The following is a 21103-nucleotide window of genomic DNA, read 5'->3' as shown; positions in this document are numbered from 1 at the left end:
TGAAAGCGCGCCGGCCCCGGCCCCTCAGCCGCGCTGAAGCACCGCCGGCCCGCGGCCTCAGCCGCCCAGCCGCCGCGCGAGGGCCTTCGGGTCCGCCGTCGGCGCATCGCACGTGAAACGACGGCAGACGTAGGCCGCCGGACGCCCCTCGAGCAGCGGGCGGTCCTTCAGCAGCGGCACCTCCTCCGAACCCGGCTCGCCGAGCGCCACGGCCAGGCCGGGCGCGGTCGACAGCAGCGCGGTGTGGTGCAGCTGACGGGTGACGGGATGATCGACGGGTCCCACGACGGCGACCTCGCGAGGGCCGTCCAGCAGGGCCTCGGCGACCGCCAGGCCCCAGCTGATGAAGCGCGGCGCCTTCGGCCCCAGGGTGCGCACGACGCCCAGCGCCTTCTCGGCGGCCTCCCGGTGCGCGGTGCTGCCCGTGTAGGCGGCGTACGACAGGAGGGCGCCGGCCGCCGCCGTCCAGCCCGAGGGGGTGGCGCTGTCGGTGGGGTCCTGCGGGCGGCGGATGAGGATCTCGGCGTCGTCGGCGGTGTCGAAGAGCGCGCCGCTGACGTCGGTGAAGTGGACCAGCACGGCGTCCAGCAGCAGCCCGGCGAAGTCCACCCACACGCCCTCGCCGGCGACAGCGGCGAGCGCGAGGAAGCCCTCGGCCACGTCCGCGTAGTCCTCCAGGACGCCCACGTGGCCGCCCACCGTGCCGTCGAGGGAGGTGCGCGAGAGCCGCGCGTGCCAGTCCATGTGGGTGCGCACCAGCAGGTCGGCGGCGTCCGTGGCGGCCTGGATCAGGTCCGGCCGGTCGAAGTAGGCGCCGGTCTCGGCGAGCGCGGCGATCGCCAGGCCGTTCCAGGCGGCCACGATCTTGTCGTCGCGGCCCGGGCGGGCCCGCCGCTCGCGGGCCGCCAGCAGCCGCTCCTTCACGGAGGCGATCTTCGAGGCGTCGACGAGCAGCTCGGTGTCGGGGAGCTGCAGGACGGAGGCGCCCTCCTCGAAGGTGCCCTCCTTGGTGACGCCGAAGTACGCGGCGGCGAGCGCCGCGTCCTCCTCGCCCAGCACCTCCCGCAGCTGCCGGGGCGTCCACACGTAGTACGCGCCCTCGACGTGCCGGCCGGTCCCGTCGTCGCTGTCGGCGTCGAGCGCCGAGGCGAAGCCGCCCTCGCCCGTCCGCAGTTCGCGGACCATGAAGTCCGCCGTCTCCAGGGCGACGCGCCGGGCGAGCGCGGAGCCCGTGGCCCGCCACAGGTGGGCGTACGCCCGGCACAGCAGGGCGTTGTCGTAGAGCATCTTCTCGAAGTGCGGCACGGTCCAGGAGGCGTCCACCGAGTACCGCGCGAAGCCGCCGCCGAGCTGGTCGTAGATGCCGCCCCGGGCCATGGCCTCGCAGGTGGCCTCCGCCATCTGCAGAGCCGCCTCGGAGCCCGTGCGCACATGGTGGCGGAGCAGGAACTCCAGCGTCATGGACGGCGGGAACTTCGGCGCCCCGCCGAAGCCGCCGCGCACGGCGTCGAACTCGCGGGTCAGCCCCAGCAGCGCGGCGTGGAGCTCCTCGGGGCCGGGCGGGGTGGAGGTGTCGACGGCGAGCGCCCGCTCGGACAGGTCCCGGACGATCCGCCGCGCCACCTGCCCGACCTCGTCCCGGCGGTCGCTCCAGGCGGCCCGCACGCCCTCGAGCACCTGCCCGAAGCCGGGCATGCCGTGCCGGGGCGCGGGCGGGAAGTAGGTGCCGAAGTAGAAGGGCTCGGCGTCGGGGGTGAGGAAGACGGTCATGGGCCAGCCGCCCTGGCCGGTGGCGGCCTGGACGGCCTCCATGTAGACCGCGTCGATGTCGGGCCGCTCCTCGCGGTCGACCTTGACGGAGACGAAGTGCTCGTTGAGGTAGTCGGCGACGGACGCGTCCTCGAACGATTCGTGAGCCATCACATGGCACCAGTGACAGCTGGAATACCCCACGCTGAGCAGCACCGGCACACCCCGGCGCCGGGCCTCGGCGAAGGCCTCGGGCGACCAGGGCCACCAGTCGACCGGGTTGTCGGCGTGCTGGAGGAGGTACGGGGACATCTCGTGCGCCAGGCGGTTCGGCATGGCCCCATCCTTACCCACCGGCAGGCCGGGGCGGCGCTACGGCACCCACGTGCCGTGCCGGTGCGCCGGGCCCGGCCCCCTGCACGGTCCTAGCCCGGGCTGTGCGTGCGCGTGCGCTCGGACCACCTCACGACGAGCGGTACGAACTGGCCGGCGACGAGGAAGAGCACTCCCACGGCGAGCCAGCCCGGCTCGCCCCAGCCGAGGCAGAGCAGGCCGAGCACCGGCGGGCCGATCGCGTTGGACAGGCCCTGGCCGATGGCGAACAGACCCGAGTACTGGCCCTGTGCGTGCTCGGGAGCGAGGCCGAAGGACAGCTCGAACGAGGCGGCCGCGTACCACAGTTCGCCCACGGTGAAGGAGACCACACCGAGGAGGACGACGACCATGGCGACCCACCCGGGCGCGCCGCCCGCCACCGCGATGAGGGCGGTGGAGAGGAGGAGCGCGGCCCCCGCGCGGCGCATGGTGCGGCCGGCCGACATGTTGTCGACGACGCCGCGGCTGACCCGCACCTGCAGGCAGACCACGATGGCGGTGTTGACGGCCACGCTCGCACCGACGAACCACCGTGGAGCGTCGGTGTGCCCGATGATCCACAGCGGCAGGGCGAAGCTCAGCATCTGGTTCTGGATGGACATGATGCCGTCCAGGACCGTGAGCACCACGTACGGCTTGTCCTTCAGGACCGGCCAGCGGCCGCCTTCCACCGGGACCTCCACCGGTGGCACGGACGGAACGCGGGAGCAGGCGGCCGCGGAGGCGAGGAACAGGACGGCGGTGCCGAGCATGAGGCACACGTATGCGGTCCTGGTGTCCAACTGGACCACGACGCCGGCTGCGAGGGCTCCGCAGCCGATGGCGATGTTGTTGAGGGCACGCAGGTAGGAGCGGTAGCGGGTGGGGTTCGGGGCGCCCAGGGCGCGGTTCAGCGGGCCGCGGGCGGCCGTGCCGGCCGAGACGGCGAGCTCGGCCACGCACAGGCACGCGACCAGCGACGGGAAGGAGCGCACGAACACCAGTCCCGCCACGGCGAGGGCCTGCACGAAGAGCGTGAGCCGGAAGACCTCGCGCGGGCCGTACCGGTCGGCCAGGTGACCCACGGGGACGCCGGCGGCGAGTCCGATCAGGGCGGCGGCGCCCAGGGCGAGTCCGACCTGGGCGACCGGGAGGCCCACGGAGCGGGTGAAGAACAACGCGGCCCCGGACATGAAGAGGCCCTTGCCGATCAGGCTGATGAAGGTCGCGACGGCGAAGGCGCGTTTGGGGCTCGTCTCGGGTATCAGGCCGCGGGCCACCAGCCAGGCCATCAGCCCTCGTTCGACGCCCTTCCCGGCCGTCGGCTCAACTTGTTCGCTGGGCTTGCGCCGACTGATGGTCTCCAACTGGCTGTCGCTCCAACTCCGTGATGGCTGGGGTCGGATGCCCAGCCGTCACGAGTACGACGAGAATCCGCCCCGCGTCGAGTACTCGGTCGTTCTCAAGAGAGCCGATAAGCCGGTCACGCCGTCACGACCAGTGCGGTGCCGCCGACTTCGACTCTCAGGTCCGGTCCCGCCGTGGCGGTGACGGTGGCCGGGCTGCCGAGGGAATCGCCCATGTCGACGGCGATCCGGTGGACGCCCCCGCCGGCCAGGTGTGCGGCGAGACAGGCCGTACTGTTGGCGTTGGCGAGGTCCTCCGGAACGCCGATCGAAGGGGCGAACATCCGTGCCGCGAGCGCACCCTCGGGCGAAGGTTCCGAGTGGACGTACGCGCCGAGCAGGCCGAGCCGGTCACAGGCCGCCCTGAGGCGGTCGAGGTCCGGACGCAGCGCGGCGAGCGCGGCCCGGGTGGGAACCGGCACCAGAAGGCGTTCGCGGCCCACACCGGCGATCCGGATGTTCGGCCCGACCTCGTCCGGCGCGAGCCCGAGGGTCGGGAGAACGAGGGCGCGTTCCTCCGCGGTGGGTTCGCGCAGATCGACGGGGCCGGGGTCGAAGGCGGCGGTGATCAGCTCGCCGACACGCTCGGCCCGCCCGGCGAAGTCGCGCCCCCCGGCACGGAGGGTGGCCCGGTAGGGCCCGGCGCCGCCGTGCCGTGCCGCGAGGAGGGCGAGGGCGGCGACCGTGCCGTGCCCGCAGGCGGGCAGTTCCCCCTCCGCGGTGAAGAAGCGCAGCTCGGTCGTGTCGCCGACGTGACGTACGTACACAGCGTGCGAGGTGCCGTGTGCGACCGGGATCCGGCGCCGCTCGTCGTCGCCCGGCGCGACGGCCGCGTCGTCCTCCAGGACGACGGCCGTGGGGCTGCCGCCCTCGCCGCCCCGCACACAGGCGCGGACGACCGTCACGTTCGGCGTGCTCATGGGGCTGTCACTTCGCCTTCTCCACCGTGGCGTACCCGGTGGTCGCCGCGTCCGCGGTCTGGTTGGCGCCCTCCTGGAGCTGGAAGAGCGAGCCGAAGGGGCGCTCCGCGAGCGGGAGACGCCAGGCCCCGGCTTCCACCCGCGCCGTGTCCGACACCTGGCCGCGCAGCAGTGTCACTCCGGCCTCGTTGTGGCCGGCGTGCGGGCCGAAGTGGATCGGGTAGGCGTCGGCCGCCCGGTAGGCCGGCAGGAAGGCGCGACGGTACCGGTCGGAGCGGTTCGGGGAGGAGTAGTGCAGGAGCAGGGGGTGGATGAAGACCACACTGCCCGCGGGCGCCTCGAGGGCCACGGCGAGCGACGGGTCGGGAGCGTCGGCGCCCACCACCTTGCCGCGGAAGTGGCCGTCGACGTAGTGGTCGGCGAGGCCGCGGAGGTGGGAGCCGGGGACGACCTGGAGGGCGGAGTTCTCGGTGGTGGTGTCGTCGAGGTAGACGAGGGCCGTCACCAGGTCGGTGTTGGTGTGGGGGTAGTAGGCGAAGTCCTGGTGCCAGTCCACGACACTGCCCACCTGCGGGGCCTTGAGGTGGAGCTTGCTGTAGTGGAACAGGATGTCGGGGCCGATGAGTGCCTCGACGTGGTCGAGCAGTTCGGGGTGGGCGGCGGCCCGCTCGAACGCGGAGTGCTGCTTGGTGGGCGACCAGATCCGGCGCGCCATGCCGTTGTCGCCCGGCTCCACTTCGGCGACGGAGCTGACGTCGGAGACGTCGAGGATCTCCGTGATGGCGGTGTTGAGCTCGGCGACTTCGCTCGGATCAAAGAGACGTTCGGCGACCGCGAAGCCGTTCTCGCGGTACTCCTTGGCGAACGTGGCTGTGTCGGCTGCGGACATGGCGGGGTTCCTCTCTGGTGCGTGGCGGGGCGCGGTGGGGTGGGGCTCGTCCGGGTCCGCCCGGCGACGACCGCCCGGTGGACCCGCGATGGCTCGAGGGCGCCATCGGCCGGCATCGCGGCCTGGCCCCGTACGGGCCGGGGAGGGCGGCCGCGAGCGTCCCTCGGCCGGGACGCTCGTGGCCGCCCGTTGTTTCTCCGGTCCGAAACGGGGACACGGAAGGTCCCCGTGCATCCCTCGACCGGTTCACCCCTCAGGCGCCCGACGTCCCGGCGTGCCGGTTCTGTCGTCGGCGCGGGTCCGGGACGTGCGGGTTACGCGGCGGTCTTCGCGTGCTTGGCGACGGTGTCCTCGTAGATCTCCCGGAAGAACATCGCGAGGATGTCCTGGACGTCGTCGATGTACTTGAACACCTTCTGGAAGTCCTCCTCGCTGAAGAGCAGCTGGTGGAGGATGTCCCACATCTCCTGGGAGTGGTCCTCGGTGCTGTCGACGTGGAGGTGGGCGGCCTGCCCCTTCACCTTCTCCTTGCCGAGCCGCTCCTGGAGGTTCTCGACGATCGCCGGCTGGAGCTTGATCTGGGTGTACTCCACCAGGTAGTTGGAGACGACCGGGGCGAGGTACGACTCGTGCTCCAGGGTGTAGTAGAAGAAGCCCTCCAGAAGACGGGTGGAGAGGTAGGGCTCGGTGGCCTGGATCTCCTCCTCCGTGACGCCGGCGGCCGCGGCGTCGCTGACGTACAGCTTGTCGTGGAGCATCTCGTCGGCCTGGTACTGCGCGTAGTCGCGGGCGGCCCGGGGCGAGACCTGGGCGATCTTGTAGATGGCCTTGGACTGGCTGACCCGGGAGAGGCGGATACGCCACACGTGCTCGATGAGGGTGCGGCGGTAGTACGCCTGGTGGAGCTCCGGCTCGCTCAGGTGGGACGCGAAGGGGACGGTGGCCTTCCACTCCGCCATCTTCTTGTCCAGGTAACGGTCGAGCTCGGCCTTCTTCAGACGGCTCTGCTCCTCGTTGTAGAACGGCTTCGGGTAGGTGATCCCGGAGTTCTGCACGCGGTTCATCGCGTTCTCCTTACACAAGAGGGTTCGCAGGGGATGTTCACTGAGGGGGCGGAGTGTGGTGCCGCGGTCAGCGGTAGCTGACGTGGAAATGCTCCGTCGCGTGTCGGTCGAGGAAGTCGGTCTCGGCCTCGAGGTCGTCGGCCGCCGCGTCCCACAGGGCATCCATCAGGCAGATGCCCCGGTCGGACGCGTCAAGTTCGGTTCCCTCCGCCACGTGGATGCGCAGGATCCGGGGCGGGCGGGTGGGCGGCTCGAAGCGGATCGCGTCGACGGTCCGCCCCTTCTCTCCGTACTTGCTGAGGAACACGGTCGCCCGGGTGGGTGCGCCGGTGCGCAGGTCCTCCAGCTGGGAGGCGCCGGTGAGCCGGTCGTGGAAGGCGTCCCGCTCACCGTCGGGCAGCACCAGGGACTCGGCCCACAGGTCCAGGAGGGAGTGCCCGGTGACGGTCTGGACGCTGGCGTCGATCAGGCTGCCGCCCATCCGGGGGTTGATCTCGATGATCTCCCAGCGCTTCTTCGACTCCCAGTACTTCGCCTCGATGTGGAAGACGCCGGCGACCGTCCCGTGCTCCGCCAGCGCGGCGAGGCAGCGGGTGACGTGGTCGGCTCCTTCCAGGACGATCTCACGGTCGAGGCTCACGGGCGGGCTGACCGACATCCCCTCCAGGACGGTCCGCTCCAGGCGTTCCACGCGGGCCTTCTCGTGGACGCACAGGTGGTGGACCCGGCCGTCGAGGACGACGGTCTCGAAGCTGAACTCCGGCCCCTCGACGTACTCCTCGACGAGGAAGTCGTACCGGTCCATGAAGATTGCCTTCATGCGCTGGTCGGCGCGCATCTGCTCCTGGAGTGCGGGCAGGTCGGCCAGGTCTTCGACGTCGTTCAGGACGAAGGTCGCGAAGGACGAGGCACCGCGTACCGGCTTGACGAACCACTGCGCGGAGGGATCGAGATCGGGGGTCACACCGGGGGTGAGCCGGTGGAGCCGGACCTCGCTCAGCCCCTCGGCGAAGAGGTGGCGGCGCAGTTCGTACTTGTCGAGGCAGAGGCGCAGCACGGCCTCGGCGGAGTCGTGCACGCCGAGCCGCTCGTTGAGCTCCGCCATCAGCAGCCGGTAGCCCTCGAAGGTGGCGAGGGCGGCCTCGACCCGGTAGCCCCGGTCGGCGAGTTCGAGAACGGCCTTGTCGAGGTCGCCGGAGCCCAGTTCGGATTCCTCGGTGACCACGCAGTCCGCCAGATGCCGGCGGCTCGCCTCCAGCACCTCCGGCGTCTCCGGCCGGGAGCTGAGGGCGACCAGGGCCAGATCGAGCCCGGCGGCAGCCGCGGCGATCTCCTCGGTGTACGACTTGCCCTGGTGCATGAGGAGCAGGATCGCTCTCTTCATCGGTGCATCTCCTCGGAGTTCCGTCGTCGCGCTCAGCGCCGGAGGTCGGACAGCCGGTCCGCGGTCTCGCGCTGGTGGGCGCGCAGGATCTCCACGAGCCGGGCGCCGCCCTCACGGACCGGGTCGACGACAGGCAGTCCGGTGTCGACCTCCAGCTTCTCGACCTCGCGGCGGTAGTCCTCGTCGGAGAAGCCGAAGCTGTTGACGCTGATGGCGGCGACCTTGGCGGGCCGCTCGAAGACGGAGAGCTCCTCGTTCAGGCGGATGAGCTCGGGGATGGGGATGATGGGCGTCTCCCAGACCTTGGTCCGGTCGGCGCCGAGGCGGTGGCAGAAGACCAGAGCATGCGGCAGGGCACCGTGGAGGATGGCGAGGGCGACGCTGCTGAACCCGATGTGGTTGAGCGAACCCTGACCCTCGACGACGACCCATTCCTTGCCGGCCGCGGCCTCCATGACCACCTGCTCGACGGCGCCGGCCATGAAGTCGCCGGGGACGCCGTCGACCGCGATGCCATGGCCGGAGATCAGCATGCCGCTCTGGCCGGTGGCGGCGAAGCCGGTGCTGATGCCGCTGCGGTTGGCCTCTTGCCAGATCTGCAGAGCGGCGGTCTTCTTGCCGATGTTGGAGTCGCTGCCGACGGTGTGGATGACCCAGGTGTCCAGGCCCAGGACGCGGGCCTTGTTGAGCTCCACCGGCGGGGTGTCCTTGGTCTCCCAGACGGTGACGCCCTTGTCCCGAATGGCCCGGGCGATGTCCGGGTCGCCGGCGAGGCGGTAGTGGATCGAGTTGATCAGGTGCAGGCCGTTCTGGACGGCCGAGAGGATGTGCGGCTTCCAGTTCGGGGGCAGGTCGGCGGAATGCAGGCCCTTGCCGATGATCAGGACCTCGGGGCTCAGGTGCAGAGCGTCCTCGACACGGCTGACGATCGGGATCGGGCCGCCGTAGCCGAGGACGTCCTGGACGGTCCGGCCGGCTTGAAGGCTGTCGATCACGGCGACACAGCGGTCCCCGTTGTAGCGGACCAGTGAGGCGGCAATCTTGCTCGTGAAGAGTCCGAAGCATTCCTCGGCGAACAGCACGAACTTCTTCTCAACCAGCTCCGCATGGCTCAACTGGCCCATGTCTACCTCCGGACTCGATGGTTCTCTGGCCTATGACACGCGATGGTTCGGGCGACCTACGGGAGGGGCTCGGTCGTCAGGCGGTACTGCGCACTCGCCTGGCTCACGGCCTCCTCGATCTGCTTCTGGGTGCCGCCCCGGAACAGGAAGCGGCCGCCCTGGAGCGTGGCGTACGAGCCGGGCCGGGAGATCAGGACTTCACCCGGCCTCGGCACCAGCTCGCGGTACACATACGGAACGTGACCCAGGAGCGGGGTGGCGGCGGCGACCTTCCGGGGCAGCGGCTTGGGACCTTGGACGATCAGCCAGCCGCCGCTCAGCCCCGGGTCGTGGACCGGCAGGTGCACCGGGCGGCCGAGCAGCACGTCGACCCACAACCGCCAAAGGTTCACGCCGTGGACGTCGTCGATGACATAGGCCACGTCGGCGCCCGGCACCCGGGCCCCGACCTCCAGGAACACCAACTCGTCGCCGGTGTCGAAGAGCTCGAGATGGAAGGCGGAGCCGCGCAGACCGAGCGCGTCCAGGCAGCGCACGGCGAAGTCCTCGCAGCGGTCGCGCACCTCGGGGTCCGTCTGGAAGACCGAGCCGAGCGGTGCGCCCAGGGCCTCGTAGTCCAGGCAGGTGGAGATGTAGCGCGAGGTGCACAGGAACAGCGGTTTGCCCTCGGCGTCCAGGACGCCGTCGACGTGCAGGATATCGCCCTGCACGAACTCCTCGATCTCGAGGTCGTCCAGGCTCCGTTCGGCGCACAGGGCCCGCAGCTCCTCGGCCGAGGCGATCTCGCGCACACCCTGGCTGGACGACCCTCGCACCGGCTTGACGATCACGGGGTAGCCGAACTCCTCGGCGGCCGCGAGGGTCTGCTCCTCGGTGCGGCAGGGCGCCCAGCGCGGCACTCGGAGGCCGGCCCGCGACACCCTCTCCTTCATGACGCTCTTGTCGCGGAACCGGGCGGTCTCCTCGATGCCGGAGCCCTGGATGCCGTACCGCTCGCGCAGGATCGCCGCGAGGTCGAGCAGCATTTCGGAGAATCCGATGACGTGGTCGAACGGACCCTCGTCGCGGACGACGGCGTCGACGAGCTCCAGCACACCGTCCACGTCATCGAAGTCCGGTACGACATGGACCCGTTCGGCGTCGGCGGGCACTCCGCTGCGGCCGGCCTCGTCGCAGAGGTACGTGACGCGGTCGGTCTCCGGGTCGAAGACCAACTCGGCAGCGGCAAGGCGGTTCTCCCAGCGCCGCTGGTCCTCGTACAAGGGCCAGCGGTTGAGGAACAGGATTGCGCTGGACATGGGATGTCGCCTCACGGTTCACAGGAAACATGGATGTGCCCGGCCGCGGGCCGGTTGACGCCGGTGAAAGGCGGGCCTTTCGGAACCGAAGGATGAACCCGAACCCGAATCCCGGGACCAGCCCTCAATGCGTTGATCGCGCTGCCACAGCCTCGCACGGGACCGGGACCGGTCAGAATAGGACCTAAGTCCCGCCCCCGGCCCCGGTGATGCCGCTGAGCGCCGACGGCCGCGCCACGCCTCGGCAACGGAGGCTCCGGACCACCATGCGCCGGAAACGCCATGGGTAGATGGACCTATTGCCGCTCCCGCCCCACGGGACGCAGAATTCCCATCGCGCCCTCCAGGTCGGCGGAGGGTTGCCATGCGCGCCAGGAGAGTTTTCCGAACTCCCGCCCCGACATCGAAGCGCCAAGCGGCGGGACGACATGTTCCCGCTCCGCGAATATCGCCGGCCCAGACCTCAAAGCGACGTCGCCTGCAAGACATCAGGCGGCGAACGATGCGAAACGGGAGACATGAGGATGCTGCTGAAGGTTGATCCGATCGATTCCTTTTCCGGAACTTTCCGCGTCCCTTCCTCGAAGCCGGAGACGCAACGGGCCATTCTGGTAGGCACGCTGGCCGAGGGAACGTCACGCGTCTACAACGACCTCCGTTGCGACGAGACGGAGACGATGAAGATCGCCTGCCGTGCCCTGGGCGCCGAGATAACCGAGCACGACGGTTTCCTGGAGATCAAGGGCATCGGAGGGACCCTCCCGGACATCCGGCGCGTCGTCCAGTCCCGCGGCTCGGGTCTGGTGTTCCGCATCGTGACGGCGCTGGCCTCCGCTCTGCCGTCGCCGACCGTGGTGACGGGCGACGCGACCCTGCGCAAGCGCGTGATGGCGCCCCTGCTGGACGCGCTGCGCGAACTCGGCGCGGACATCGAATCGATCGCCGACGAGGGCAAGGCTCCGGTCGTCAACTGGGGAGGCGGCCTGAAGGGCGGCACCTGCCGGCTGCCGGGTGACATCAGCTCGCAGTTCATCACCGCCATCCTGTTCGCCGCGCCGCTGGCCGAAGGCCCGGTGGAGATCGAGGTGACGGGCGAGGTCTACTCCCAGTCGTACATCCGGCAGACGCTGGCGAGCCTGACCGACGCGGGCATCAAGCTGGCCGTCTCGGAGGACATGCGTCACTACCACGTGGAGCCCTCCCACTACCAGACCCAGGATGTCACCATCCACGAGGACTACACCTCTGCCTCGTACCTGCTGGCCGCCGCCGCGCTCTTCCCGGGCCGGACCGTCCTGACCAACGTGTACGGCGGCAGCCTGCAGGGCGAGTTCGCGATCGTCCCGATCCTGGAAAAGCTCGGGGTGAGTGTCACCTTCGACGAGGACAACCTGTCGATGATCGTCGACAACCCGGAGGGCAGCCTGCGCGGCGACTTCGAGGTTGACGTGATGGACTGCCCCAACATCGTGCCCACGCTCGCCGCCCTCGGGGCGTACGTGCAGGGCAGCCTGAAGGTGACCGGCGGACGCCTCACCCGGTTCCACAAGGCGTCACGCATCGAGGCCATGGCCGCCGAACTGACCCGCGCGGGCGTGGACATCGAGGTCCTGTACGCCGACGGGGTCTGCGACGGCTTCCTGGTCCGCGGCGCGCAGACGTACCCCGGTGGAGTGACGCTGTCCAGCTGGGGTGACCACCGCATCTTCATGTCGCTCTTCGTGGCCGGCCTGCGGATGCAGTCCGCCAACCGGTTCTCCGGCTTCGAGGACGTCAAGCTGTCCTTCCCCAGCTTCATGGAGGAGTTCACCAAGGCTGGGGCGCGGACCACGGCCGTCGAGGAGGAGGACGCGCCCGCCGGGGCCGTCGCCTGACCCTGTCTGCGGCAACCCCGGCGGTCCGCCCTGCCTCAGTAGCGCGCACCGCCGGACCCGACAGACGAGCGAGACGCGCTGCCGGCCATGGCAGAGGTGCGGCGCGCGGGCCGGATCTCACGCCCGCGCGCCTCGCCGCAGCGCACGGCTCCCGGAGTCCCGGAGTACCGGACTCCGGGACTCCGGGATGAACGACGCACCCGCACGACCGTCCGCTCCCCCGTTCAGGAAGTTCCCCCATGCCCTCTGCACCTGCCCCCCGGCTGCGCGTCGATATCTCCGGGTTGCCGCGCTATGTCCCAGGCCGGGCCGCGCCCAGCGACCTGGTGGACAAGCTGTCGTCGAACGAGAACCCCTACCCCCCGCTGCCGTCGGTCGTCGCCTCGATGCGCGAGGAACTGGGGCGCGTCAACCGCTACCCCGATGCGAAGAGCAGCGAACTGATCGCGGAGCTGTCCGCGTCCCTCTCCGTACCCCCGGAGCACCTCGTGCCCGGCACCGGTTCGCTCGGCGCCATCAAGGACTTGCTGTGCGCCGCGGCCGGCGAAGGGGACGAAGTGCTGTTCGCCTGGCGCTCGTTCGAGGCGTACCCGATGCTCGTCTGGGCCACCGGGGCCACCCCTGTGCAGATTCCGCTGCGTGACGAGCGGCATGACCTGGAGGCCATGGCCGACGCGGTGACGGACCGCACTCGCATGGTCATCGTGTGCAACCCCAACAACCCGACCGGCACGGCCGTGCACCGCGGTGAGCTCGAGCGCTTCCTCGACCGGGTGCCGGACGACGTGCTGGTGGTGCTCGACGAGGCGTACCGCGAGTTCGTCGACGACACCGACGTACCCGACGGCATCGAGCTCTACCGCGACCGACCCAACGTCGCCGTTCTGCGCACCTTCTCCAAGGCGTACGGGCTGGCACGACTGCGCGTCGGCTACGCGGTCGCGCATCCGCCGGTCGCGGCCGCGCTGCGAGCCTGCACCGTGCCGTTCGGCGTCAGTGGACTCGCCCAGACCGCCGCGCGGGCCTCGTTGAAAGCGGAATCCGAACTGTTGGAGCGGGTCCGGTCCCTGGTGGCCGAGCGCACTCGGGTCACCGGTGCTCTGCGGGCCGCGGGCTGGAGCGTTCCCGACAGTCAGGCCAACTTCGTCTGGGTGCGCCTCGGTTCGCGCACGCCGGCGTTCGCCGACGCGTGCGAGGCGGCGGGAGTCATGGTGCGCCCCTTCGGCGACGAGGGGGTGCGGATCACCATCGGCACTCCCGAGCAGAACGACCGCCTGCTGAAGATCGCGGGCGACTGGCGGATGTGAGGCCCCCGCTGCGGACCCCGCGCAGCGGCCCCCGTTCGACAGACCATCGACAGCGCCCACGCCGAGTGCCGGCCGGCCTGACGCACTCCCCCGCCCGGCACTCCTGCTTCGAGGAGTGCCGGGACGAGGCGAGCAAGCCGGCGGAGGTTCCTCGTCGAGGAGGAATGCTCGCGGGCGACGGAACGCGACCGCGGGAGAGCGAGCGCACCGAGCGACAGCGGAGATCCACTCGGAGAAGAGGTCCGGCCGCGAGCCGCTCAGGAAGCGAGGTCGACGTATTGGGCGTAGAGCGCGGCCTGAGTACGGTGGGCGGCACCGATCTTCAAGTAAATGCTGCTGAGGTGGTTTTTCACGGTCTTCTCCGAGATGCCCAGCCTCCGAGCGATGACCCGATTGCTCAACCCCCGGGCCAGTAGATGGAGTACGCCCCGCTCGCGCGCGGTGAGGGCGGGGCCCGTCGGCGGCGAACCCTCGTCGGGGACGGGATCGGGGGCCAGAGCAGGCGCCGGGGCGGGCGGAGCCGCTTTCCCGGGGTCGGTCAGGCCGACGTGTTGGGCGTAGAGCGCGGCCTGAGTGCGGTCGGTGGCACCGATCTTCAAATAAATGCTGCTGAGGTGGTTTTTCACGGTCTTCTCCGAGATGCCCAGCCTCCGAGCGATGAGCCGGTTGCTCAACCCCCCGGCCAGCAGGCCGAGCACGTCTAACTCCCGGTAGGTGAGTTTTTCAGCCAGCGCTTCTTCCATGTCCTGTCTCCTCTTTCCCTCTCTCAAAGAGCATGAGAAAAACACCCAAGGGCTTCGATCACGCGGCACCCCCGGCGCTGAGCGGTGAGCGCCGACAGGTCACTCTGACGCCCGGTGCCGCCGTCCAGGCCGGCAGGACGTCAGAAGGGGCGGGGAGAGGCGAAGGCCGCCTATGACCGGGCAAGGAGACGGAAGTCCTGGAGGGTGGCGTCCACGACGATTTTTCGCCACTCGCCACTCGCCACGGGAGGCATCGGCCAGTGTGGCGACCTCTCTTCCGGCCTCCCCCGATCAAGCCATGCCCTGGCATTGACCAAGCCGTAACCCGCCGGGTGGATCGACTATCACTGCTGGACCAATGGCTCCCGGATGGGGAGTATCACCGCGAATACAGGAGCCGGCGAATCCATGGAAAATACACATAAGTAGGACGTCAGTGCGATCTCCCCCGTGCTAGCGCACCAAATTATTCGCGGGCGAAAATGGCAACACCGTAAAGAATCGGTGCGCGACCATAAAGCAGCGCTTCATGACCAGGCGAAGCCCCCTTGACGCATGCCGCAACTAGCTTGAGGCTACACGCTGGCGCAATCGGTTGACCAGCACTCTTGGCCAAAATTCGACGTTTGACCAAAGCCGCAGGCACCCCCGTCATGGAGCGAGGGCCGGCGGAATGGCGGATTCCACAGCGGGGGCGGCCCGGCGACTTCATTCATAGTCGACCGGGGTCTGATGTGGGGCAGCCGTTGGATTTCGCCGAAGCTGGTGATCCAGTCGCGATCGCCGACCGGGCCTCGGTGCGGGTGGCGAGTATGCGCCGGTGGACGCGTGCGACCTCGAGGGCGCTGCGGAACGCCTGGCCGACGGCATTGCCGAAGCGAATACCCCACGCCGAGCAGCACCGGCACGCCCCGGCGCCGGGCCTCGCCGAAGGCCTCGGGCGACCAGGGCCACCAGTCGACCGGGATGTCGGCGTGCTGGAGGAGGTACGGGGACGTCTCGTGCGCCGGGCAGGCTTCGGCATGGCCCCGTCCTTACCCACCGGCAGGCCGGGGCGGCGCTACGGCACCCACGTGCCGTGCCGGTGCGCCGGGCCCGGCCGCGAGGACGCGGCCGGGGGCCGTCCGCCCGGTCCTCAGGCCGTTCGCTCGGCCGTGCCGCCCTCGCCGGAGGGCTCGGGAGCCTCCTCGAAGTCGACCCGCTTCATGTGCTTGTTCATGCTCTTCATCAGCAGCCACACGGCTCCGCCGATGACGGCGAAGACGAGGAAGCCGAGCACACCGGGCGTGACCTTGTTCTTGTCCAGTTCCTCGGCGGCGAAAGGCACGAGGTGGGTGGCGGCGAGGGATGCAGTCGCGCTCATCATGGGGTCAATTGTTGCGGATGCCCGCGAAGAGGTCGTCCTCGGGGAGGGAAGTGTCGACGAGGGACTTCGCGAGCTCGTACTCCTCGGTCGGCCACACCTCGCGCTGGATGTCCATGGGGACCTTGAACCAGCCGCCGTCGGGGTCGATCTGCGTGGCGTGGGCGATCAGGGCCTTGTCGCGGATCTCGAAGAAGTCCGCGCAGGGCACGAAGGTGGTCAGCGTGCGCTCGCGACCCATGTCGTCCCAGCGCTTGAGCCACTCGCCGTAGGGCGAGTCCAGGCCGCGCTCGATCAGGGCGTCGTGCAGCGCCTGGGTGCGCGGCCGGTTGAAGCCCTGGTTGTAGTAGAGCTTCTGCGGCTGCCAGGGCTCGCCGGCCTCGGGGTAGCGCTCGGGGTCGCCCGCCGCGTCGAAGGCCACCATCGTGATCTTGTGGGTCATGATGTGGTCGGGGTGGGGGTAGCCGCCGTTCTCGTCGTACGTGGTGACCACGTGCGGACGGAACTCGCGGATCAGCTTCACCAGCGCGCCGGCCGCCTCATCGACGTCCTTGAGGGCGAAGCAGCCCTCGGGCAGCGGGGGCAGCGGGTCGCCCTCGGGAAGGCCCGAGTCGACGAATCCCAGCCACTCCTGCTTGACGCCCAGGATGTCGCGGGCCTCGTCCATCTCCTTGGCCCGGACCTCGTGGATGTGCTCCTCGATGTAGGGGTCGCCCTGGAGCTTGGGGTTGAGGATGGAGCCACGCTCACCACCCGTGCAGGTGGCGACCAGCACGTCCACCCCCTCGGACACGTACTTGGCCATCGTGGCCGCGCCCTTGCTCGACTCGTCGTCGGGGTGGGCGTGAACGGCCATCATTCGCAACTGCTCAGTCAAGGCTCGATCCTCAGTCACAGGTCTTGGGCCCCTCCATCGGTGTCCGGGGCCGCCTCCTATAGTGACCGAAGCGGGCGTCTTTTCATTCCGAGTTCGCGGGACGACGACCCCCGCCGGCAAGGGATGCGCCCGGAACCGGCCCTACCAGGAGGAACGATCATGGCTGCGGACCGCGGAGCCCTGCCCGAGGGCCGCTACGGCCGCTCGGCGGACGAGCGCGCCGACCGCAAGCTGAAGATCGTCGGTGCGGTGCTGGGCGCGGCGATGCTCACCTTCATCGGCTGGGCCGCTGTGCACTACATCACGAAATCGGACGGCAGCACCCAGCTGATCCGTTCCAAGACCATCAGCGACGACACCGTGCAGGCGGTCCTGGAGATCCGCAAGGACGAGAACGCCGTCGCCGTGTGCACGCTGCGCTCCCTCGGCGCGGAGGGCGGCGAGGTGGGCCGCAAGGACTTCCGCTTCGACAAGGCCGAGACGCACTTCACCGAGCGGGTCACGCTGCGGACGACCGCCCACGCGGCGGCCACCGAGCTCAAGGGCTGCCGGACGGAGAAGCGGGGCTGACAGGCCGGGGCGACCGGAGCTGACAGGTCCGGGCGACCGGGGCCCGGAGGTCCGGTCGACCGGGGCTGACAGGCCGGGCGGGCCGGCCGTGATCAAAGCTGCTGTCACGCCGCTGACCTGCGCTGACGCGATTCTTGTGCGGTTCCTCCCCGTCGGTTCTTCCCCCTTTCCGGACGTAATTGTTAGGCTCGTGGTTTCGCCCACCTTTGAAGGTGCACCCTTCTGAGTAGGGCGTTCATTTGTATCGAGATGCATCCCCCAGCATTCCCCAGTACCGACGAGGAGCACCTGTGACCCAGACCAGCGACAACGTCACCTGGCTGACTCAGGAGGCGTACGACCAGCTCAAGGCCGAGCTGGAGTACCTGTCTGGTCCCGCTCGCACCGAGATCGCGGCGAAGATCGCGGCGGCCCGCGAGGAAGGTGACCTGCGAGAGAACGGCGGTTACCACGCGGCCAAGGAGGAGCAGGGCAAGCAGGAGCTTCGCGTCCGTCAGCTGACCCAGCTGCTCGAGGCCGCGAAGGTCGGCGAGGCCCCGGCCGCGGACGGCGTGGTGGCCCCCGGCATGGTCGTCACCATCGCCTTCGACGGCGACCCGGACGACACCCTGGACTTCCTGCTGGCCTCGCGCGAGTACGCCAGCTCGGACATCGAGACGTACTCCCCCCAGTCCCCGCTGGGCTCGGGCGTCAACGGCAAGAAGATCGGCGAGGACGCTCAGTACGAGCTCCCCAACGGCAAGAAGGCCATGGTCCGCATCCTCGAGGCCAAGCCCTACTCGGGCTGACGCCCTCGCGGACGCCGGACGCGTCAAGGCCCCGGGCCCCGGATCTCCGGGGGCCGGGGCCTTCCGCATGCCGGGGTCTTCCGAGTTCCCGGGACCGCGGCCGCCTACGCCGTCGCCGAGCGGTATTTGCGCACCGACAGGGCCCGGAAGGCGGTGATGATCAGCAGGGACCAGATCAGCGACGCCCACACCGGGTGCTGCATCGGCCACGCCGACGGCACCGGATAGCCGGCCGGCAGGTTGCCGAAGAGCTCGCGCGCCGCCTGGACGGTGGCGCTGAAGGGGTTCCACTCGGCGATCGTGCGCAGCACGGTGGGCATGTTGTCCGCGGGGACGAACGCGTTGGAGATGAAGGTCAGCGGGAAGAGCCAGATCAGCCCGCCCGACGTGGCCGCCTCCGGGGTGCGCACGGACAGCCCGATCAGCGCGCCGATCCAGGAGAAGGCGTAGCCGAGCAGGAGCAGCAGGGCGAAGCCGGCCAGGGCCTTGAGCAGCCCCTCGTGGATCCGCCAGCCGACGATCACGGCGACGATCGCCAGCACCACCAGCGTGAGGGCGGTCTGCACCAGATCGGCGAGTGTACGGCCGGTGAGCACGGCCCCGCGCGCCATGGGCAGCGAGCGGAAGCGGTCGATGAGGCCCTTGTGCATGTCGTCCGCGATGCCGGCACCCGCGCCGGCCGTGGCGAAGGTGACGGTCTGCGCGAAGATGCCCGCCATCAGGAACTGGCGGTAGGTGTCGGGGTCCGTGCTGCCGCCCACGGCGATGGAGCCGCCGAAGACGTAGCTGAACAGCACCACGAACATGATCGGCTGGATCAGCCCGAAGATGACCACTTCGGGGATGCGCATCATGCGGATCAGATTGCGCTGGGCGACGACGAGGGAGTCGCGTACGGACTGCACGGCGCCGCCGCGTGCCCTGGGCACCGGCCGCCGGGAGAGGGTGCCACCGGGCGCGGTCATTTCGCCGCCCCTTCCTGCTCGAGGGTCTCCTCGCCGGCCTCGGCGACGTGGCCGGTGAGCGAGATGAAGACGTCGTCGAGGGTGGGGCGGCGCAGGCCGATGTCGTCGATCTCGATGCCCCGGGTGTCCAGCTCGCGGATGACCTCGGCGAGCAGCCGGGCGCCGCCGGAGACCGGCACGATGACCTTGCGGGTGTGCTCCTCGACGGTGAACCCGCCCTTTCCGAACGGGCGCATGACCTCGACGGCGAGCGGGATGTGTTCGCGTTCGTGCACGACGAGCTCGACGCGTTCGCCGCCGGTGCGGGCCTTGAGCTGGTCGGAGGTGCCGCGGGCGATGACCTTTCCGTGGTCGATCACGCAGATGTCGTGCGCGAGGTGGTCGGCCTCCTCCAGATACTGCGTGGTGAGGAGCAGGGTCGTGCCGCCGGCGACCAGTTCCTGGATGACCTCCCACAGGGCCTGGCGGTTGCGCGGGTCCAGGCCGGTGGTGGGCTCGTCCATGAACATCACGGGCGGGCTGACGACCAGGGCGGCGGCGAGGTCGAGGCGCCGGCGCATGCCGCCGGAGTAGGTCTTGGCGGGGCGGTCGGCGGCGTCGGCGAGGTTGAAGCGCTCTAGCAGCTCGCCCGCGCGGGCCTTCGCCTCGCGCGAGCTCATCTGGTACAACCGGCCGACCATGCTGAGGTTCTCACGCCCCGTCAGATATTCGTCGACGGCGGCGAACTGGCCGGACAGGCCGATGGAGTGGCGCACTTCGTTGGGCTTCTTCAGTACGTCGATGCCCGCCACGACGGCCTTGCCTCGATCGGGCCTGATGAGGGTGGTGAGTACACGCACGGCGGTGGTCTTGCCGGCGCCATTGGGGCCGAGCAGTCCTAGAACGGTTCCTTCCGGGACGTCGAGATCGACGCCGTCCAGAGCCGTGACGTCGCCGAAGGTCTTGACCAGGCCTTCGGCGTATATAGCGCCTGGCATGGAGGTTCTCCCCGTTGAGGTGACGTAATATACGATTTTACGTTCGCGGGCTCCGTCCCGCCCTGTGAATGATTCCCACCGGATATTCACCGGAAATCCGTGACGGCCGTCCGCGGGCCATTCCGGCCGCCCGCCGAGGGCGCGATATCAGGACATCACCGGATAGCCGGCCGCGCGCAGCGCCGCCCGGACCGCCGCGCAGTGCTCCGGTCCCGCCGTCTCCAGGTGCACCTCGACCTCGGCCTCGGTGAGCCCCAGCCGCGGGTCGGTCCGTACGTGCGAGACGTCCACGACGTTGGCGCCGGCCGCCGACAGCACCTCCAGCAGCGCGGCCAGCGCGCCCGGACGGTCCGTCAGCAGCAGCCGCAGCGACAGGTACCGTCCGGCGGCCGCCATGCCGTGCCGCAACACCCGTTGCAGCACCAGCGCGTCGACGTTGCCGCCCGACAGGACGGCCACCACCGGCCGTCCCTCCGCGTCTTCCTCCGCATCCCCCTCCCCCTCCCCGTCTCCTCTCGCCTCTCCCACCTCTCCCGTCCCGCCCGCCGCGTCCCGGAAGGCCGCCGGGTCGGCCAGCAGCGCCGCCACCGGGCTCGCCCCGGCCGGCTCCACCACCAGCTTCGCCCGCTCCAGGCACAGCAGCAGCGCGCTCGACAGCTCGTCCTCGGACACCGTGCGCACCTCGTCGACCAGTTCCTCGACGATCCGGAACGTCAGCTCCCCCGGGCGTCCCACCCGGATGCCGTCGGCCATCGTCGTGGGTGCCTCCACCGTCACCGGGTGCCCGGCGGCCAGCGACGGCGGGTACGCGGCCGCCCCCGCCGCCTGCACCCCCACGATCCGTACGTCCGGCCGCAGCGCCTTGACCGCCACCGCGACGCCCGCCACCAGCCCGCCCCCGCCGACGCCCATCACGACCGTGCCCACCCGTGGGCACTGCTCGAGGATCTCCAGCCCCACGGTGCCCTGTCCGGCGATGACGTCGGGGTGGTCGAAGGGGTGGATGAAGACCGCGCCCGCCGCTCGCGCGTACTCCCGCGCTGCGGCCAGCGCCTCGTCCAGCCCCTGCCCGCACACGCGCACCTGGGCGCCGTAGCCGCGGGTGGCGGCCACCTTGGGCAGCTGAGCCTCCTCCGGCATGAACACCGTGGCCCGCACGCCCAGCAGCGAGGCGGCCAGCGCCACCCCCTGCCCGTGATTGCCGGTGCTGGCGGCGACGACCCCGGCGGCCCGCTCCCCGGCGCTCAGGCCGGCGATCCGCACGTAGGCGCCGCGCACCTTGAACGAGCCGGTGCGCTGCAGGTTCTCGCACTTGAGCCGGACCGGCGCGCCCACCAGCCGGGACAGGTGGCGGCTGGGCTCCAGCGCGGTGCGCTGGGCCACCCCCGCCAGCGTCCGCTGTGCCCGTCGGACGTCGTCCAGACAGACCGGTCGTGCGGCCATGGGATCAG

Annotated in this window: 17 protein-coding genes and 3 pseudogenes; 4 read left to right on the top strand and 16 right to left on the bottom strand. The window is 70.2% G+C overall.

Annotation, left to right across the window (positions count from 1 at the left end):
- Positions 1–57: 57 nt before the first annotated feature.
- The 8 genes from AB4K12_RS29930 to AB4K12_RS29895 all read right to left on the bottom strand — a co-directional run bounded on the left by AB4K12_RS29930 (position 58) and on the right by AB4K12_RS29895 (position 10188).
- On the bottom strand, positions 58–2085 hold the full coding sequence (locus AB4K12_RS29930; protein WP_368437820.1) for a thioredoxin domain-containing protein: 2028 nt from the start codon (positions 2083–2085) through the stop codon (positions 58–60).
- Between the two features lie 89 nt (positions 2086–2174).
- Entirely contained in the window at positions 2175–3470 is a 1296-nt protein-coding gene (locus AB4K12_RS29925; RefSeq protein WP_368437819.1) for an MFS transporter, read from the bottom strand.
- Between the two features lie 116 nt (positions 3471–3586).
- Positions 3587–4429 carry a PhzF family phenazine biosynthesis protein gene (locus tag AB4K12_RS29920; RefSeq protein WP_368437817.1) on the bottom strand — a complete coding sequence of 281 codons (843 nt, stop codon included), beginning with the start codon at positions 4427–4429 and terminating at the stop codon, positions 3587–3589.
- Between the two features lie 7 nt (positions 4430–4436).
- A complete protein-coding gene (locus AB4K12_RS29915; protein ID WP_368437816.1) occupies positions 4437–5318 on the bottom strand; it encodes a phytanoyl-CoA dioxygenase family protein in 882 nt (293 codons plus the stop codon).
- Positions 5319–5632: 314 nt separating this feature from the next.
- Positions 5633–6382: an iron-containing redox enzyme family protein gene (locus AB4K12_RS29910; protein WP_368437814.1), complete on the bottom strand. Its 750-nt coding sequence runs from the start codon at positions 6380–6382 to the stop codon at positions 5633–5635.
- Positions 6383–6449: 67 nt separating this feature from the next.
- On the bottom strand, positions 6450–7766 hold the full coding sequence (locus tag AB4K12_RS29905) for an acetyl-CoA carboxylase biotin carboxylase subunit family protein (RefSeq protein ID WP_368437813.1): 1317 nt from the start codon (positions 7764–7766) through the stop codon (positions 6450–6452).
- A gap of 32 nt (positions 7767–7798) precedes the next feature.
- Positions 7799–8890 (bottom strand): DUF1611 domain-containing protein, encoded by a 1092-nt coding sequence (locus AB4K12_RS29900; RefSeq protein WP_368437811.1) that lies wholly within the window; start codon positions 8888–8890, stop codon positions 7799–7801.
- A gap of 56 nt (positions 8891–8946) precedes the next feature.
- Entirely contained in the window at positions 8947–10188 is a 1242-nt protein-coding gene (locus AB4K12_RS29895; protein WP_368437809.1) for an acetyl-CoA carboxylase biotin carboxylase subunit family protein, read from the bottom strand.
- A 290-nt stretch (positions 10189–10478) separates the two neighbouring features.
- Between AB4K12_RS29895 and aroA the strand changes: the two genes are divergently transcribed.
- Positions 10479–12062 (top strand): 3-phosphoshikimate 1-carboxyvinyltransferase, encoded by a 1584-nt coding sequence (gene aroA, locus AB4K12_RS29890; RefSeq protein ID WP_368437807.1) that lies wholly within the window; start codon positions 10479–10481, stop codon positions 12060–12062.
- A gap of 239 nt (positions 12063–12301) precedes the next feature.
- Entirely contained in the window at positions 12302–13369 is a 1068-nt protein-coding gene (gene hisC, locus AB4K12_RS29885; protein ID WP_368437806.1) for a histidinol-phosphate transaminase, read from the top strand.
- 257 nt (positions 13370–13626) lie between these two features.
- Here the strand turns inward: hisC and AB4K12_RS29880 are convergent.
- The 5 genes and pseudogenes from AB4K12_RS29880 to mca form a co-directional block, all read right to left on the bottom strand.
- A pseudogene (locus tag AB4K12_RS29880) lies at positions 13627–13824 on the bottom strand (LuxR C-terminal-related transcriptional regulator); the annotation flags it as partial.
- A gap of 111 nt (positions 13825–13935) precedes the next feature.
- Positions 13936–14112 (bottom strand): annotated as a pseudogene (locus AB4K12_RS29875) (response regulator transcription factor); the annotation flags it as partial.
- A gap of 575 nt (positions 14113–14687) precedes the next feature.
- A pseudogene (locus tag AB4K12_RS29870) lies at positions 14688–15107 on the bottom strand (DUF255 domain-containing protein); the annotation flags it as partial.
- A 140-nt stretch (positions 15108–15247) separates the two neighbouring features.
- Positions 15248–15478 carry a hypothetical protein gene (locus AB4K12_RS29865; RefSeq protein ID WP_368437804.1) on the bottom strand — a complete coding sequence of 77 codons (231 nt, stop codon included), beginning with the start codon at positions 15476–15478 and terminating at the stop codon, positions 15248–15250.
- Between the two features lie 4 nt (positions 15479–15482).
- On the bottom strand, positions 15483–16352 hold the full coding sequence (gene mca / locus AB4K12_RS29860) for a mycothiol conjugate amidase Mca (RefSeq protein ID WP_362252103.1): 870 nt from the start codon (positions 16350–16352) through the stop codon (positions 15483–15485).
- A 159-nt stretch (positions 16353–16511) separates the two neighbouring features.
- Between mca and AB4K12_RS29855 the strand changes: the two genes are divergently transcribed.
- Entirely contained in the window at positions 16512–16922 is a 411-nt protein-coding gene (locus tag AB4K12_RS29855) for a DUF4307 domain-containing protein (protein WP_368437801.1), read from the top strand.
- Positions 16923–17212: 290 nt separating this feature from the next.
- Positions 17213–17710 (top strand): transcription elongation factor GreA, encoded by a 498-nt coding sequence (gene greA, locus AB4K12_RS29850; protein ID WP_362252108.1) that lies wholly within the window; start codon positions 17213–17215, stop codon positions 17708–17710.
- A gap of 104 nt (positions 17711–17814) precedes the next feature.
- On the opposite strand, the gene AB4K12_RS29845 is transcribed toward greA, so the two are convergent.
- The 3 genes from AB4K12_RS29845 to AB4K12_RS29835 form a co-directional block, all read right to left on the bottom strand.
- Positions 17815–18675, bottom strand: a complete 861-nt coding sequence (locus AB4K12_RS29845; protein ID WP_368437799.1) for an ABC transporter permease — start codon at positions 18673–18675, stop codon at positions 17815–17817.
- Positions 18672–19652, bottom strand: a complete 981-nt coding sequence (locus AB4K12_RS29840) for an ATP-binding cassette domain-containing protein (RefSeq protein WP_368437797.1) — start codon at positions 19650–19652, stop codon at positions 18672–18674. The genes AB4K12_RS29845 and AB4K12_RS29840 overlap by 4 nt, the downstream gene beginning before the upstream one ends.
- A 147-nt stretch (positions 19653–19799) precedes the next feature.
- Positions 19800–21095, bottom strand: coding sequence for a threonine ammonia-lyase (locus AB4K12_RS29835; protein ID WP_368437796.1), 1296 nt, complete (start codon positions 21093–21095; stop codon positions 19800–19802).
- Positions 21096–21103: the final 8 nt, after the last annotated feature.

It is taken from the genome of Streptomyces sp. C36 (genome assembly GCF_040932295.1).
Lineage (GTDB): Bacteria > Actinomycetota > Actinomycetes > Streptomycetales > Streptomycetaceae > Streptomyces > Streptomyces triculaminicus.
Note: the sequence above shows the minus strand (reverse complement) of the source record. Positions and strands in the feature narration are given on the sequence as shown.